This window comes from Nitratireductor sp. CH_MIT9313-5, from assembly GCF_037029545.1.
Taxonomy (GTDB): domain Bacteria; phylum Pseudomonadota; class Alphaproteobacteria; order Rhizobiales; family Rhizobiaceae; genus Chelativorans.
This window is the reverse complement of record NZ_JAYMER010000011.1, coordinates 44,839-59,498: the sequence shown is the minus strand read 5'-3', so window position 1 is coordinate 59,498 and position 14,660 is coordinate 44,839. Positions and strand designations below refer to the sequence as shown.

Sequence of the window (14,660 nt, the reverse complement as noted above, 5' to 3'; positions counted from 1 at the left end):
AACCCACCAGATGAGCCTCATCAAGAAATTTGCCAGTGTCGGCAGCGCCACCATGGCCAGTCGCGTTCTCGGTTTCGTGCGCGAAGCACTGATCGCGGCAGCACTTGGCGCGGGGCCGGTGACCGATGCGTTTTATGCCGCATTTCGCTTTCCCAACCTGTTCCGCAGGCTCTTTGCGGAAGGCGCGTTCAACACGGCCTTCATCCCGCTCTTTGCCAAGGAGATGGAAGGCGGAGGTGTGAAGGCGGCGCAGAAGTTCGGCGAGGATGTTCTTGCGGTCCTGATCACGGTGCTTCTGCTTCTGTCGGCGCTCGCCATGATCTTCATGCCGTTCCTGGTTGCCACGGTGGTTGCGCCCGGTTTTGCCGACACGCCGGAGAAGTTCGACCTGACGGTTATCATGACGCAGATCATGTTCCCCTATCTCTTCTGCATGTCGCTGGTTGCGATGATGTCGGGCATCATGAACTCGATGCGGAAGTTCTTCCTCGCCGCATTGGTGCCTGTGCTTTTGAACGTCATCCTGATTGCGGTTCTTGCCACGGCACTTCTGGCCGATTTCGCCCCTCGGGAAGCCGGGCTCTGGCTTGCATGGGGCGTCTTCTTCTCCGGTTTTGCGCAGCTTGGCATTCTCGCAATTGCGGTGCGCGCGCATGGCTTTGGCATGCGGCTGCATTTCCCGCGCATGACGCCTTCAGTGAAGCGGCTTTTGGTGCTGATGGGACCGGCATTGCTGACCGGTGGCATCATGCAGATCAATCTTCTGGTCGGGCAGATCATCGCTTCGCAACAGGACAAGGCGATCTCCTTCCTGAACTTTGCCGACCGCATCAACCAGTTGCCGCTTGGTGTCATCGGTATTGCCGTGGGCGTCGTGCTTCTGCCCGAGCTTGCCCGTGCGCTGAAAGCGGGCGACACGAAGGATGCGCAGCATCTGCAAAACCGCTCACTTGAATTCGCGCTGGGGCTGACCGTGCCCGCGGCGGTGGGGCTGATCGTCATGCCCGCGGCGATTGTCTCGCTCCTGTTCGAGCGCGGTGCCTTCACGCCTGAAGACACACAGATGACGGCCCTTGCGCTGGCCGCATTTGCCACGGGCCTTCCCGCCTATGTGCTGATCAAGGTCTTTCAGCCGGGCTTTTTTGCCCGCGAGGACATGAAAACGCCGATGTGGTACTCGCTGGCAACAGTCGTGGCGAATATCGCCCTGAGTCTCGCGCTCTTTCCCCTATTTGGCCACGTGGCGATCGCGCTGGCGACCTCGCTGTCGGCCTGGCTCAATGTGGTTCTGCTGGGCGCCACGCTGTGGCGACGCGATTATTTCCGCCCTTCTCCGGCTACATTGCGGCGTGTGGCGATGATCCTGCTTGCCAGTCTTGCCATGGGCCTGGTGACGTGGCTGCTGCAGAGCTGGGCCACCCCCATCATGGAAGGCGGAAACCTTCTCCTTCGTATCCTGACCGTCCTAGCCATCATTGCAGTTGCGGGCGCTGTCTATGTCAGCCTGGCAGTTGCGAGCGGCGGCATCGACAAGAGCGAGCTTGCCGGGCTCATGCGCCGCAGAAAGCGCAGCACTTGATCGAAATGGGCACCTCGTCCATAAGCCACAGCAACTGCCGCAAGGCATAAAGCAAGCATTCAGAGGCTTTTCATGAGCGGTTTCAAAGAGCTCGTTTTCTCCGGCATGCAGCCGACGGGCAATCTGCATCTGGGCAATTATCTGGGCGCGCTGCAGCGCTTCATCGGGCTGCAAGACAGCTATGAGTGCATTTATTGCGTGGTGGATCAGCACTCCATTACAGCCCAGCTCGTCCATGAAGATCTGACGGAGCAGACGCGCCAGATCGCGGCGGCCTATCTTGCGGCCGGACTGGACCCGAAGAAGAGCATCATATTCAACCAGGCGCGCGTGCCACAGCACACCGAGCTTGCCTGGTACTTCAACTGCGTCGCGCGCATCGGCTGGATGAACCGCATGACGCAGTTCAAGGACAAGGCTGGCAAGGACCGCGAAAATGCTTCGCTCGGCCTGCTCGCCTATCCAAGCCTGATGGCTGCCGACATCCTCGTCTATCGCGCAACCCATGTGCCGGTGGGTGAGGACCAGAAGCAGCATCTGGAACTTGCGCGTGATATTGCGCAGAAGTTCAACAACGACTTCTCCGCCCGGATTGCCGATCTTGGCTACGGCGTGGAAATGGAAGTGGGTGAAGAGCGCGTCAACGGTTTCTTCCCCGTGACCGAACCGCTGATCGGCGGTGCGGCGCCGCGCGTCATGAGCCTGCGCGACGGCACCAAGAAGATGTCGAAATCCGATCCTTCCGATCTCTCCCGCATCAACCTGAAAGACGATGCGGATGCGATTGCCAAGAAGATCAAGAAGGCGAAGACCGACCCTGAACCGCTGCCGAGCGAGCTTGAGGGGCTTGAGGGACGTCCGGAGGCCGAGAATCTCGTCGGCATTTATGCAGCGCTCGCCGAAAAGAGCCGCGAGGATGTCATTGCCGATTTCGGCGGGCAGCAGTTCTCTGCGTTCAAACCGGCACTGGCCGAGCTTGCCGTCTCCAAGCTTTCGCCAATCACCAGCGAAATGAACCGCATTTCCGATGATCCGGCCTATGTGGACGGGGTGCTTCGGGACGGGGGCGAACGCGCCGGTGCGATTGCGGAAGAAACCATGAAAATGGTCCGCGAGATCATCGGCTTCAACACCAAGTAGAGCGGCAGTCGTCACCACCTTTGCGGCGCGCGGGTTGCCGAGCCTCGTTGCCAATGGCAGATTGCGGCAATCTGGCTGCAATGCGTTGACGTGTTGCGCCGCTTGAACAGGGCATGTGAATGGTCTCCAAACGCCTGAGCCGGGAAGCCGGTCATCGACGCAAGTTTCTCGCAATCATTGACGATACGCCGGAGTGCGAACGTGCTGCGGCCTATGCCGCACACCGGGTCCACTCGACCGGTGGCGCGCTCGTCCTGCTCTTTGTCATCGAGCCGGGCGACTTCCAGCACTGGCTGGGTGTTGAGCAGATCATGCGCGAGGAAGCGATGGCGACGGCCAATGCCACGCTTGACGCACAGGCTACCAAGATTCGCGAGACGGTAGGGATCGAGCCGGAACTGGTGATCCGCGAGGGCACGCCTGCGGAAGAAATTCACAAGCTGATCGAGGAGGATCAGGATATAGCGATCCTCGTATTGGCTGCGGGCAACGCCAAGGAAGGCCCGGGGCCGCTGGTCTCCTCCATTGCCGGCAAGGGAGCGGCCTTCCCGGTTCCGGTCACGGTGGTCCCGCATAGTCTCACGGATGAGGAAATCCGCAGCCTGGCATAGAGGCTGCAGCATACCCATATTGGCGCGGAAAGCCGCTTGATCGCGAAGCCATCTGCGCCTATTTTAGAACTATTCCAAACAATGATCGGAGAACCTCGATGTTCATCCAGACCGAAGCCACGCCCAATCCTGCAACGCTGAAATTCCTGCCGGGCCGCGTTGTCATGGAAGAAGGCACTGCGGATTTCCGTGATGCGCAGGCTGCAGGCGAGGCTTCACCGCTGGCCGCGCGCCTGTTTGATGTTCCCGGCGTGACCGGCGTCTTTTTCGGCTACGACTTCATAACCGTGACAAAAGACGGCGCCGACTGGCAGCATTTGAAGCCGGCGATCCTCGGCAATATCATGGAACATTTCATGTCCGGTCAGCCGGTGATGGCCGCGACATCCGGGCCATCGCAGCAGGAGCTTTCCGCCGATGGCGAATTTTATGACGAGGCTGACGAGGAGATTGTCGCCACGATCAAGGAACTGCTCGAGACGCGCGTACGCCCCGCCGTTGCGCAGGATGGCGGCGACATCACCTTCCGCGGTTATGAGAAGGGTACGGTGTTTCTGCACATGAAGGGCGCCTGCGCGGGCTGCCCGTCTTCCACCGCGACACTGAAGCACGGCATCCAAAACCTGCTTCACCATTTCGTGCCGGAAGTGCGCGAAGTGGAGCAGATGGTCTGACGACGAAAGTCAGGACCAGAAATGCAAAAAGCCGGCCCCGAGGACCGGCTTTTTTCTTTAGCGACGCATCAGGTCAGCCTTTGACGATGACCTTCGCGCCGACTTCTGCACGTTCGTAAAGGTCGATGATGTCCTGGTTCATGAGCCGGATGCAGCCTGACGACATGGCCTTGCCGATGGAGTTCCATTCCGGCGTGCCATGCAGGCGGTAACCGGTGTCGCGACCACCGCGATAGAGGTAAAGGGCGCGTGCGCCGAGCGGGTTGCTCGTGCCCGGAGGCATACCGCCTGCCCATTTTTTCAGATGCGGCTCACGGCGGATCATCGCTGCGGGCGGCGTCCAGGTTGGCCATTCACGCTTCATTGCAATCCGCGCGGTCCCCTTCCATTCAAAGCCCTCACGACCAACACCGATGCCGTAACGCATGGCCTTGCCGTCGGGCATCACGAAATAAAGAAACTTCTCCGAGGTATCGACGATGATGGTGCCCGGCTTTTCCTTGGTGTCGTATTTCACGACCTGGCGATGATACTTGGACGGCACCTTTTCAATCGGAATGCGGGGCAGGCTGTAGCCTGCATCGCGAACCGCGCCATATTCAGAGGTGAAGACCTGCTTTGGCAGGTTCGCGCAGCCGCTCAAAAAAGCGGCAGCAACAAGCAATGTGGCCAGAAGGCCCGATTTCAAATTCATCGTTTTCCCCGATCCCCCAGAATCAAATTGGTGTCGACGCCATCACATCGAAACATGGTAAGCGAAGTATTAATGACGTTAGGTAAACTTGCAAAGCCAAGGGGTTGAAATGCGGGATTTCGCACTCAGCTATTGCGGGAACGCAACAGGCTTGAGGGCAGAAGATGAAGATCGGGGTGGTATCGGACACGCACGGGCTGCTGCGCGAGGAAGTCTTTCCGGCCCTTAAGGGCGTGGAGCATATCCTTCATGCCGGTGATATCGGAAAGCCGGAGATAATTGCCCGGCTTGAAGAGATTGCGCCGGTCAGCGCCATTCGCGGCAATGTGGACCGGGGCGCATGGGCTGATGAGTTTCCGGAGACACTCCGCATGCAGCTCAACGGCACCAGCTTTTTCATGCTTCATGATCTCAAGGCGCTTCGTTGCGATCCGGCTGCAGAGAAACTTGACGTCATTGTCTCAGGCCACTCGCACAAGCCTGCGAGCGAATGGCGGGACGGAGTGCTCTACCTGAACCCTGGAAGCTGCGGGCCCCGCCGATTTCGCCTGCCGATCACGGTCGTGACGATGGATCTGACAGACGGCCTCGGCGAGCCGGTCTTTCATGAGCTTGTGTGAGGCGAGATATCACCCTCGCCTCACGGACTCAGCCATGGGCTTCAACCCGGGATTTCGCGCCGGAAATCGTCGGGAGGCTCTCGCCGGCATCGATACGCTTGAGAAGCTCTATCTCGCGCTCCTGCATCTCGATGGCGCGGTCCGCGACCGCGTCCACATCATCTGGCGACAGGATCAGGACACCATTTTCGTCGGCAAGAACCGCATCGCCCGGACGGACAACAACGCCGCCGACGCTGACGGGAATGTTCATCTCGCCGGAGATGCCCAAAAGCTTCGTGGTGATCGGTGACGGGCCGCGGCACCACATCGGGAAATTGTGCCTCTGAAAGTCCGCGACGTCGGTCGCCGGTCCGTCCACCACAGCGCCTGCAACCTTGCGCCCGGCAGCAGTGTGCGTGATCACGCCACCCCAGCAGGCATGACGGGTGTCCCCGGCCCGGTCGATGATGACGAAGTCGCCTTCGCGCAGGTGATCCATGGCGTAGTGCAGCATGGTGCTGTCGGCATGAGGCAGACGCAGCGTTACCGCGGTGCCTGCGGCTCGAACCTTTGGCAACATCGAACGCAAGCCACTGTCGAGGAAATTGGCATGAAGGAAGTGCCCTACCGTGGCCGTTTCCACTTTCATCAGCTTGTCGATCTTGGCCTGATCAAGCTGGCGCGGCATCTCGTTGAACTGGTACATTCCCATTCTCCTCAAGCCACCACGTGATGATCTGCAACAGGCATCGCTTTCCGGATCTGGGCAGCGTAGCCCGGATCAATGGTGGCACTCGCATGACCTATCCGGTCGGAGCAGTCGGCGATGGTGACGCCCCAGGGGTCGATCACCAGCGAATGGCCGAAGCACAGCTTGCGGCCTTCGTCATGGCCGAAGATCTGCGCGGAAGCGGCGACATAGGATTGGGTCTCGATGGCACGAGCGCACAGCAGCTGTTCCCAGTGATCCTTGCCGGTTTGCAGCGTGAACGCGGCCGGCAGCACGATGAGTTCAGCGCCCTTGTCACGGAGCTTGCGGAAGAGCTCGGGGAAACGCAGATCGTAGCAGATCGCGCAGCCAACCTTCACGCCTTCGAGGTCATAGACCACGACTTCCTCACCACGCTTCATGGTGTCGGATTCCAGGTAGCTGTTGCCGCCGGGAACGCTGACATCAAAGAGGTGGATCTTGCGGTAGCGGGCGATCTCCTTGCCTTCCCGGTTGAAGACAATGGTCGTGTTGTAGCATTTCTCGCCGGCAGCTTCGGCCATCGAGCCGGCATGGATATTCACCTTCAGCTCTGCGGCAAGGGCCGACATGGCACGATAGGCTTCACCATCCGGGAAGGTTTCCGCATGGGCGCGGCGGCTTTCCACGGTGCCGCCCATATAGGTGAAGGTCTCAGGCAGTACCACGAGATCAGGATTGTCCTGCTCCACTGCGTTGCGGATAAGGCTGGATGCATCAGCAATGTTCTTTGCCTTGTCATCCTGGGAGTTCATCTGAACCACTGAGATTTTCATCGGTAATCCTTGCTTTCGAATTTTGGTTTTCGGACCGGCCTCAAGCCGGACCAAGGATGAGGTTGGGGAGGAAGAGCACGAGCTCGGGCACGAAGGTGATGAGAAGAAGGGCTGCGATCAGCGGCACGAGGAAGGGCAGGATCGCAATCGCCACTTTCTCGAATGGCACCTTGCCCACCTCGGCCACGATGTAGAGCGCGATGCCCATTGGCGGTGTCGCGATACCGATCAGCAGCGCCAGGGTGATGATCAGGCCGAAGTGAATTCGGTCGATGCCAAACTGGTCAATGATCGGAAGCAGCATCGGCACCAGGATCAGCTTTGCGGGAACACCTTCCACGAAACAGCCGACCACCAGCAGGAAGGCCAGGAGCAGAAGCAGGAACACTGCGCGCGATTCCGTCACCATGAGGACGTGATCGGCCAGTTGCTGCGGGATCTGCTCGATGGCGAGCAGCCAGCCCATGACGTGGGAAAAGCCGATGATGATCATGATGACGCTGGTGATGGTCATGGTTTCGGTCAGCGCCTTCCACAGCATCGCGAAGGAGAAGGTGCGGTAAACGAAACCGAGCGCGATCGTGTAGACGCAGGCGAGCACGCCAGCTTCCGTTGCCGTGGTGAAGCCGGTGAGGATTGCGGTCAGGATGATGCCCGGCGCCACGAGTGCCGCGATACCGTCGATTGCAGCACGGCCGATCTGAGGCAGGCTCTTGCGCTCTTCCCTCGGGAATTCTCGCTTCAGAGCGACCACATAATTGAAGGCCATCAGGGACAGGCCCACGATGATGCCCGGGATGATGCCGGCCAGAAACAGCCGCGCGACCGATGTGTTGGACAGGAAAGCGTAGACGACGAGGCTGATGGATGGCGGGATGATGGGCCCGACAACCGCACTGGCCGCGGTGAGCGCTGCAGCGAATGGTGCAGGATAGCCGCGTTCGCGCATCGCCTTGATCTCGATCGTGCCGAGACCTGCACAGTCGGCAACGGCTGCACCGGAAACACCCGCAAACAGAAGCGAGGAGACGACATTCACCTGTGCCAGTCCGGCGCGCATATGCCCCACGAGTGCGGAGGCGAAGTTGAAGATGCGGTCGGTCATGCCGACGCCGTTCATCAGGTTGCCGGCCATGATGAAGAAGGGAATGGCAAGCAGGGACGGATTGTCGACGCCGTCCAGCACCTGAAGCGGGATGATGTAGAGCGTATCGGCAAAGCCCGCATAGACAAGTGCGGACAGGACGGCGATGCCGATAGCCATGGTTATCGGCACGCGCAGGAGGATGAGGGCGACGAAGCCCGCAAAAAGAAGCATGGTCATGGTTGCAGAGGCCTATATGTCGCCGGCGGGATGATGCGCAGGCGCATCATGTCCCTTCAGGGCATGGATGAGGTCACTGAAAAACTGCAGCGCGATCAGGGCGCATGAGACGAAGAACGGAATCGACAGCCAATATCTCTGCAGCCCGACCATCTCGATATTGCCCACCTGTCGCTGGATGAGCGCAGGCGCTTCGCGAAGGATGATGAGGAGCAGCGCGATAACCGCCAGATCGACCAGGATCCGCCCGATGCGTTGAGCCATGGCGGGCATGGCCGAGAGCAGGAAATCGACGGTGATATCCTTGTTGCGCCGGTAGACGACAAAGAAGCCAAGGAATGTCATCCAGACAAACAGGACGATATTGATGGGGAAGACCCAGACCACGCCCTGGCCCAGAAAGGCTCGGGAAGCGATGTTGAGCGTTGTCGTGACGAGCATTGCCAGCAATGCTGCATTCGCTCCTATCAGAAACAGCCTATCTATGACGGCCAGTGCGCGGTCTATCAACGGCATTGGGTCCTCCCCCTTCAGATTGATCTCAGAGGATCAGTTCGTCTCACGCGTGGAGCGGACGGCCTCAAGGAAGCCTTCCGGCAGTTCACCGGCCTCTTCCATCTTCTGGTAGAAGCTTTCCATGCGTGCGACGAAGTCGGAGGTATCGGGCTCTGAATAGCTGACGTCCTTGGCCTTCATCGTCTCAAGGTCCTTTTCGGCAGCTTCCATCATGCGCTTTTCGGATTCTGCCGCCATGTCGGCGAAAGCTTCAAGAACCTGGCTGCGCAGTTCGTCCGACAGGGCGTTCCAGCGCTTGGCATTCGTCATGAAGGCCATGCCCTGCGGATACTCGTCGTGACGGATGACGTGAGGAGCAACCTCATAGAACTTCATCGGCTCGACAAGCGCGATCGGGCTGTTGACCGCATCAACGATGCCACGGCTGATGGACTCGTAGACCTCGGTCCAAGCGAGCGTGCGGACCTCTGCTCCAAGATGACGCCAAGCTTCGGCTGCGAGCTCATCGGGATGCATGCGAAGGCGCGTACCCTGCATTTCTTCAAGTGACTGCCAAGGCTTGTCCGTGACCATGACGCGGTAGGGGCCGCGCACAAAGGCTGTCGGCGAACCAATAAGCGCGATACCTGCCTCGTCCTCGATGGTCTTGAACCAGCCTTTCACCAGATCGGTTTCCATGAACCGGACCCAGTGCTCACGATCATCGAACAGGAAGGGTGCGGAGGTGAACTTCACGTCCGGCACCCATTTCTGCAGGTAGCTGCTGCCTTCGGGATAGACATTGACGGTCCCAATCTGGAGCTGCTCAAGAACGGTATCGTCGGAGCCGAGCTGCTCGTTCGGAAACACCTTCACGGTCAATTCGCCGCCGGTTTTCTCCTCCACCTTGTCAGCGAAATATTGGAAAAGCTGACCTTCGATGCTGTCCGGCGGCATCTTGTGTGCCATGCGCCAGGTTTCCGCCTGAGCGGTTGCCATCACGCCGGTGCCGAGCGTGGTTGCCACCATGGCAGCCATGCATGTGCGGATAATATGTTTCATCCTGTTCCCCTTTATTATGATTGGTTCAGGGCAGGATTGGTGAGCGGACTAAAAAAGTCCAAATCAAAAAGATGGGGCTCTGTGATAGATTTTTTCAATCAGCGAGAACGAGGCCATCTTCTGGATTGGCTTCGGCCCAGGCACGGGCCTGTTGCTGTGCCATGCGAGCGAACTCGTTCTTCAGCGCCATGCGCGGGGAAACTTCCGTGACCGCATAAAAATGCAGCGGGGGAAATGCAACATCGACCTTGATCTCGTGGAGACGCCCCGAAACAAGCTCATCATGCACCACCGCCCTTGGCATCGGCGCGATACCCAAGCCCTCGCCGGCCATCTTCACGATGGTGGCGATCGAATTCATGGGATGGATGTTCGGCCTGATCTTGGAATGCATCTTCAAATGCCGCTCCAGTTCCCGGTAAGGCAATGATGTCTGCGGGAAGGTCAGGATAGGCATGTCGAGAAGCGTGTTTAGCGTTGCTTTCTCAATAGGAAATGCAGTCGGGCTTGCGACCCAGGCAATGGGAAAGGAGCATAGCGGGTCAAAACGCAGCATCATGTCGGGCCTGTCCTTCATGGCAAGACCGACATCAACACTGTGGTCGCGGACAGCCTGAAGAACGCCTGCCGAGGTGGTCGCCAGAATCTCCAGATTGATGCGCGGATAGGCGGAGCGGAATGCTTCCATGAGGTGGATGAACCAGGAGTGGATGATGGTACCCGCCACCCCGATCCGAAGTGATCCCGTGAGCTCCGCGTTTGGACCCACGAGCCATTTCATCTCATTGGTGATCTCGATGACGGCTTCGGCATGCGGCAGCAGAAGGCGGCCTTCCCGCGTCAGATGAACACTGCGCTTGGAGCGTTCGAAAAGACGTGTGCCAAGTTCCGCCTCAAGCGCATTGATGCGCGAGGAAATGACGGGCTGGGACGTATGAAGAAGATCCGCCGCCTTGCGGAAGTTTCGGACTTTCGCCAGACATACAAAGGTCTCGAAAAATCGCAGTTGCACGGTCTGTCTGTTTCCTCCTCCCAGACGTGGCCCGGCGCGAAGGCCGGGCCGGTCTCTCCTTACAGCACCTTTTCAAACAGGTTGCGCAGGTTCTCGCGGTCGAGCGGGACGGGGTTTCCGCCGCAGGACGGGTCTTCAAGCGCCATCGCAACCAGATCGTCGAGGCGATCGCTTGTGGCGCCCATTTCACTCAGCTTGCGCGGAATGGCGAAGCTGTCATTGAATGACTGAACGAATTCGCAGAACCCGGCAAAGCCGCCCGAAATGCCAAGATAACTGGCCGCCCGGTCAAAGCGGTCGCGGATTTCAGGGGCGTTGAACGCCAGGACCGCTGGCATGCAAACGGCATTGGTGGTGCCGTGATGGGTGTTGAACAATGCGCCGATCGGATGGCTCATCGCGTGGATGGCACCAAGGCCCTTCTGGAAAGCCGTTGCTCCCATCATGGCAGCCGACATCATCTGGGCGCGGGCTTCGAGATCATTGCCGTTGGCATAGGCGCGCGGCAGATATTCGATCACGAGGCGCATGCCCTCCAACGCTATCCCCTGGCTCATCGGGTGGTAATGCGGGCTGGAATAGGCTTCCACGCAATGAGCGAAGGCATCAAGACCGGTACCGGCCGTGATGAAGGGAGGCATTCCGACAGTCAGTTCGGGGTCACAGATCACGACACTTGGAAGCACCTTCGGATGGAAGATGATTTTCTTCACATGAGTCTGCGAGTTGGTGATGACGCTGGCACGGCCCACTTCCGAGCCAGTTCCTGCAGTTGTCGGGACAGCGACGATGGGAGCAATGGCATCCGCGTTCGCCCTAGTCCACCAGTCGCCGATATCCTCGAAATCCCAGACTGGGCGCGTCTGACCGGCCATGAATGCGACCATCTTGCCGAGATCGAGCCCGGAGCCGCCGCCGAAGGCGATCACACCATCGTGGCCGCCAGCCTTGTATGCCGCGATACCTTCCTCAAGGTTTTTTTCGTTGGGGTTCGCATCAACCTGGCTGAAGAGAGCACGGCCCAGTCCCGCCTCTTCCATGATGTCGAGCGCGCGCGCCGTAATGGGCAGGTTGGCCAGCCCCTTGTCGGTGACCAGCAGCGGGCGCTTGATACCGGCCTGGGCACAGGCTGCAGGCAGTTCGGCGATGCGTCCCGCACCAAATTTGATGGCTGTCGGGTAGGACCAGTTTCCGGTGAGACTCACGATGTGACCTTCTTCAGATGATAGGATTTCGGCCGGGTCAGGTTGTGGTAGCCAATCACGGAAAGGCCGCCACCGCGCCCGGTATTCTTGCAGCCGGTCCAGCACAGACCCGGATCGAGATAGTCCGCGCGGTTCATGAATACGGTGCCGGTCTGCACCTGGTCGCCAACGCGCGCAGCACGGTCCAGATCACGCGTCCACAGGCTGGCGGTAAGACCATACTCGCTGTCATTCATGAGGCGGATGGCTTCCGCATCATCCTTGACCGGCATGATGCCGACGACCGGCCCGAAGCTCTCGTCGCGCATCACACGCATGTCATGGCTGACATTGGTGAGGATCTGCGGCGTGAGATAGGCCCCACCGTCATCTTCTGCGAAGCGCTCGATATGAGCCTTCGCACCGCTTGCGACAGCCTCATCGATCTGCGCGCGCACTTCTGCGGCGAAACGGGGATGAGCCATCGGTCCGAGCGTCGTGTCAGGGTCGAGGGGATTTCCCAGCTTGTAGCCTTTCACGATCTCAACGGCCTTCTCGACAAATGCATCGAAGAGGCTCTCATGCACATAGATGCGTTCGATGCCACAGCAGCACTGGCCGGTGTTGAACATGGCCGCGTCGACAAGACCTGCGACAGCGGCGTCCAGATCCGCATCCTCCATGACATAGCCGGGGTCCTTGCCACCTAGCTCGGTGCTGACACCGGTGAAAGTGCCTGCAGCGGCACGCTCCATGGCAGCACCGCCACCAACAGAACCGGTGAAGTTGATGAAGTCGAATGCCTTCTCGCCGATCAGGCTCGACGTGGTGTCGTGGTCGAGAAAGACATTGGCGAACACATCTTCCGGCACACCGGCCTGATGGAAAGCGCGCGCCATGCGTTCGCCGACCAGGAGTGTCTGGGTAGCGTGCTTGAGCACTACGGTGTTGCCGGCGATCAGCGCGGGAGCAACCGTATTGATCGCAGTCATGTAGGGGTAGTTCCAGGGTGCGACCACGAAGACAACGCCGTGCGGCACGCGGCGAATATAGCGCTTGAATTGCGCGTCCTCGCCGACCTCGATATCCGCAAGCGAATCCGCTGCGATTTGCGCCATATGGCTGGCGCGCTCGTTGAAGCCACCGAACTCCCCGCCATAGCGCACGGGTCGGCCCATCATGCGAGCAAGTTCAGGTACGATCTCGTCATTCTGCGCACCGATGGCGGCAACGCCTGCCATGACAAGCTGGACGCGCTCGGCCAGCGGGCGAGCGGCCCAGGCAGCCTGTGCGTCGCGAACGCGCCTGATCTCGGCGCGAGCGGCCTCAAGCGAGAGCGCTTCGCGCTCCGCGAAGACCGACCCGTCAATGGGTGAAATGCAGCGCAATATTGTCATGCCCGTTCAAATCCTCTGGCAATTTCCCAATCGGTGACCACCTGGTCGAATGCTTCAATCTCAACTTCGGCCGCGCGGCAATAGTGATCGACAACATCGTCGCCCATGGCGCCGCGCAACATGGCCGAGTTTTTCATCTTTTCACGTGCCTCGCGCAGATTGTGCGGGATGGAAGCGGTGTTGCCGCGATAGACATCGCCGCGTGCTGGCGGCTCCAGCTCCAGACCTTCCTCTATTCCCGCCATGCCCGCGGCAAGCTGGGCGGCGAGTGCGAGATAGGGGTTCAGGTCCGATCCGCCGATACGGCACTCCATGCGCACGCCCTTGGTGCCTGCGCCGCAAAGGCGGAAACCCGCAGTGCGGTTGTCAACCGACCAGATGATGCGTGTGGGCGCAAAGGTGCCCTTCATGAAGCGCTTGTAGCTATTGATATAGGGCGCCAGGAAATAGGTGTAATCTGCGGCATATTTCAGGAGACCCGCCGTGTAGCTCTTCATGAGCTTGCTCATGCCGAGTTCGTCAGCTTCATCGAAGAAGGCGTTGCGGCCGTTTTTCCAAAGAGATTGATGGACATGGCTCGACGAGCCAACGCGGTCATGCCGCCACTTCGGCAGGAATGAGGCAGCATGGCCCTGCGCGTGGGCGATCTCCTTCACCGCGTGCTTGGCAATGGTGTGATGGTCGGCCGTGGCAAGCGCATCCGCATAACGGATATTGAGCTCTTCCTGCCCCGCTTCCGCCTCGCCCTTCGTGTTTTCGATCGGAATGCCCGCGCGCCACAAATGATTGCGGATCGGGCGCATGACATGCTCTTCGCGCGTGGTTTGAAGGATGTGGTAATCCTCGTTGTAACCGCTGATGGGCTGGAGATCGCGGAAGCCTGATTTGCGGATTTCGTCGAAACTCTTTTCGAAGAGGAAGAACTCCAATTCCGTTGCCATCATCGGGTCAAAGCCCATGGATGCCAATCGCTCGACCTGACGCTTCAAAATTGTGCGGGGTGCATGGGAGATGGCTTCGTGCCCATGATGGTCAAGGATGTCGCACAGCACCATGGCGGTGCCTTCGAGCCAAGGGACCGGGCGGATCGTGGTCAGGTCCGGCTTCATCATGTAGTCGCCGTACCCGCCTTCCCAGGAGGTGGCGGCATAGCCGTCCGGGGTCGCCATCTCCAGATCGGTTGCGAGGAGATAGTTGCAGCAATGGCTCTCGTCATAGGCACTTTCGACAAAGTGGGCGGCGAGGTATCGCTTGCCCATGAGGCGGCCCTGCATGTCTGGAAAGCAGACAAGAACGGTGTCGATTGCACCGCTTTCCACGGCGGATTTTAGTGCCTCGAAAGTCATGACTGGCTTCATGGAA

15 protein-coding genes are annotated in these 14,660 nt (G+C 59.4%); 5 read left to right on the top strand and 10 right to left on the bottom strand.

Going from position 1 to position 14,660, the window contains the following annotated elements; all coding sequences use genetic code 11:
* The first annotated feature begins 10 nt into the window (after window positions 1-10).
* From murJ to WA367_RS04350, 4 genes are all read left to right on the top strand, one after another.
* The gene (murJ, locus tag WA367_RS04365; RefSeq protein ID WP_336055583.1) at window positions 11-1,579 is read left to right on the top strand and encodes a murein biosynthesis integral membrane protein MurJ; all 1,569 of its coding nucleotides are present in this window, start codon (window positions 11-13) and stop codon (window positions 1,577-1,579) included.
* Between the two features lie 72 nt (window positions 1,580-1,651).
* Window positions 1,652-2,719 carry a tryptophan--tRNA ligase gene (trpS, locus tag WA367_RS04360; RefSeq protein ID WP_336055582.1) on the top strand — a complete coding sequence of 356 codons (1,068 nt, stop codon included), beginning with the start codon at window positions 1,652-1,654 and terminating at the stop codon, window positions 2,717-2,719.
* Window positions 2,720-2,838: 119 nt separating this feature from the next.
* Window positions 2,839-3,330: a universal stress protein gene (locus tag WA367_RS04355; protein WP_336055581.1), complete on the top strand. Its 492-nt coding sequence runs from the start codon at window positions 2,839-2,841 to the stop codon at window positions 3,328-3,330.
* A gap of 98 nt (window positions 3,331-3,428) precedes the next feature.
* Window positions 3,429-4,004 carry a NifU family protein gene (locus WA367_RS04350; RefSeq protein ID WP_336055580.1) on the top strand — a complete coding sequence of 192 codons (576 nt, stop codon included), beginning with the start codon at window positions 3,429-3,431 and terminating at the stop codon, window positions 4,002-4,004.
* Window positions 4,005-4,077: 73 nt separating this feature from the next.
* Here the strand turns inward: WA367_RS04350 and WA367_RS04345 are convergent, their stop codons facing one another.
* Entirely contained in the window at window positions 4,078-4,698 is a 621-nt protein-coding gene (locus WA367_RS04345) for a L,D-transpeptidase (protein ID WP_336055579.1), read from the bottom strand.
* Window positions 4,699-4,862: 164 nt separating this feature from the next.
* Between WA367_RS04345 and WA367_RS04340 the strand changes: the two genes are divergently transcribed.
* Entirely contained in the window at window positions 4,863-5,318 is a 456-nt protein-coding gene (locus WA367_RS04340; protein ID WP_336055578.1) for a metallophosphoesterase family protein, read from the top strand.
* 28 nt (window positions 5,319-5,346) lie between these two features.
* Here WA367_RS04340 and WA367_RS04335 read toward each other — a convergent pair whose 3' ends face one another.
* From WA367_RS04335 to WA367_RS04295, 9 genes are all read right to left on the bottom strand, one after another.
* Window positions 5,347-6,006 (bottom strand): RraA family protein, encoded by a 660-nt coding sequence (locus WA367_RS04335; RefSeq protein ID WP_336055577.1) that lies wholly within the window; start codon window positions 6,004-6,006, stop codon window positions 5,347-5,349.
* 11 nt (window positions 6,007-6,017) lie between these two features.
* Complete coding sequence (locus WA367_RS04330; protein WP_336055576.1) at window positions 6,018-6,824, bottom strand: carbon-nitrogen hydrolase family protein; 807 nt, start codon at window positions 6,822-6,824, stop codon at window positions 6,018-6,020.
* A 40-nt stretch (window positions 6,825-6,864) separates the two neighbouring features.
* Complete coding sequence (locus WA367_RS04325; protein ID WP_336055575.1) at window positions 6,865-8,148, bottom strand: TRAP transporter large permease; 1,284 nt, start codon at window positions 8,146-8,148, stop codon at window positions 6,865-6,867.
* Between the two features lie 12 nt (window positions 8,149-8,160).
* Window positions 8,161-8,664: a TRAP transporter small permease gene (locus WA367_RS04320; RefSeq protein WP_336055574.1), complete on the bottom strand. Its 504-nt coding sequence runs from the start codon at window positions 8,662-8,664 to the stop codon at window positions 8,161-8,163.
* A 33-nt stretch (window positions 8,665-8,697) separates the two neighbouring features.
* Window positions 8,698-9,705, bottom strand: a complete 1,008-nt coding sequence (locus WA367_RS04315; RefSeq protein ID WP_336055573.1) for a TRAP transporter substrate-binding protein — start codon at window positions 9,703-9,705, stop codon at window positions 8,698-8,700.
* 94 nt (window positions 9,706-9,799) lie between these two features.
* Window positions 9,800-10,717 carry a LysR family transcriptional regulator gene (locus WA367_RS04310; protein ID WP_336055572.1) on the bottom strand — a complete coding sequence of 306 codons (918 nt, stop codon included), beginning with the start codon at window positions 10,715-10,717 and terminating at the stop codon, window positions 9,800-9,802.
* Window positions 10,718-10,776: 59 nt separating this feature from the next.
* Window positions 10,777-11,922: an iron-containing alcohol dehydrogenase gene (locus WA367_RS04305; RefSeq protein WP_336055571.1), complete on the bottom strand. Its 1,146-nt coding sequence runs from the start codon at window positions 11,920-11,922 to the stop codon at window positions 10,777-10,779.
* Window positions 11,919-13,298, bottom strand: coding sequence for an aldehyde dehydrogenase family protein (locus WA367_RS04300; RefSeq protein ID WP_336055570.1), 1,380 nt, complete (start codon window positions 13,296-13,298; stop codon window positions 11,919-11,921). Before WA367_RS04300 ends, WA367_RS04305 begins: the two co-directional genes overlap by 4 nt.
* Window positions 13,295-14,656, bottom strand: coding sequence for a glutamine synthetase family protein (locus WA367_RS04295; RefSeq protein WP_336055569.1), 1,362 nt, complete (start codon window positions 14,654-14,656; stop codon window positions 13,295-13,297). Before WA367_RS04295 ends, WA367_RS04300 begins: the two co-directional genes overlap by 4 nt.
* Window positions 14,657-14,660: the final 4 nt, after the last annotated feature.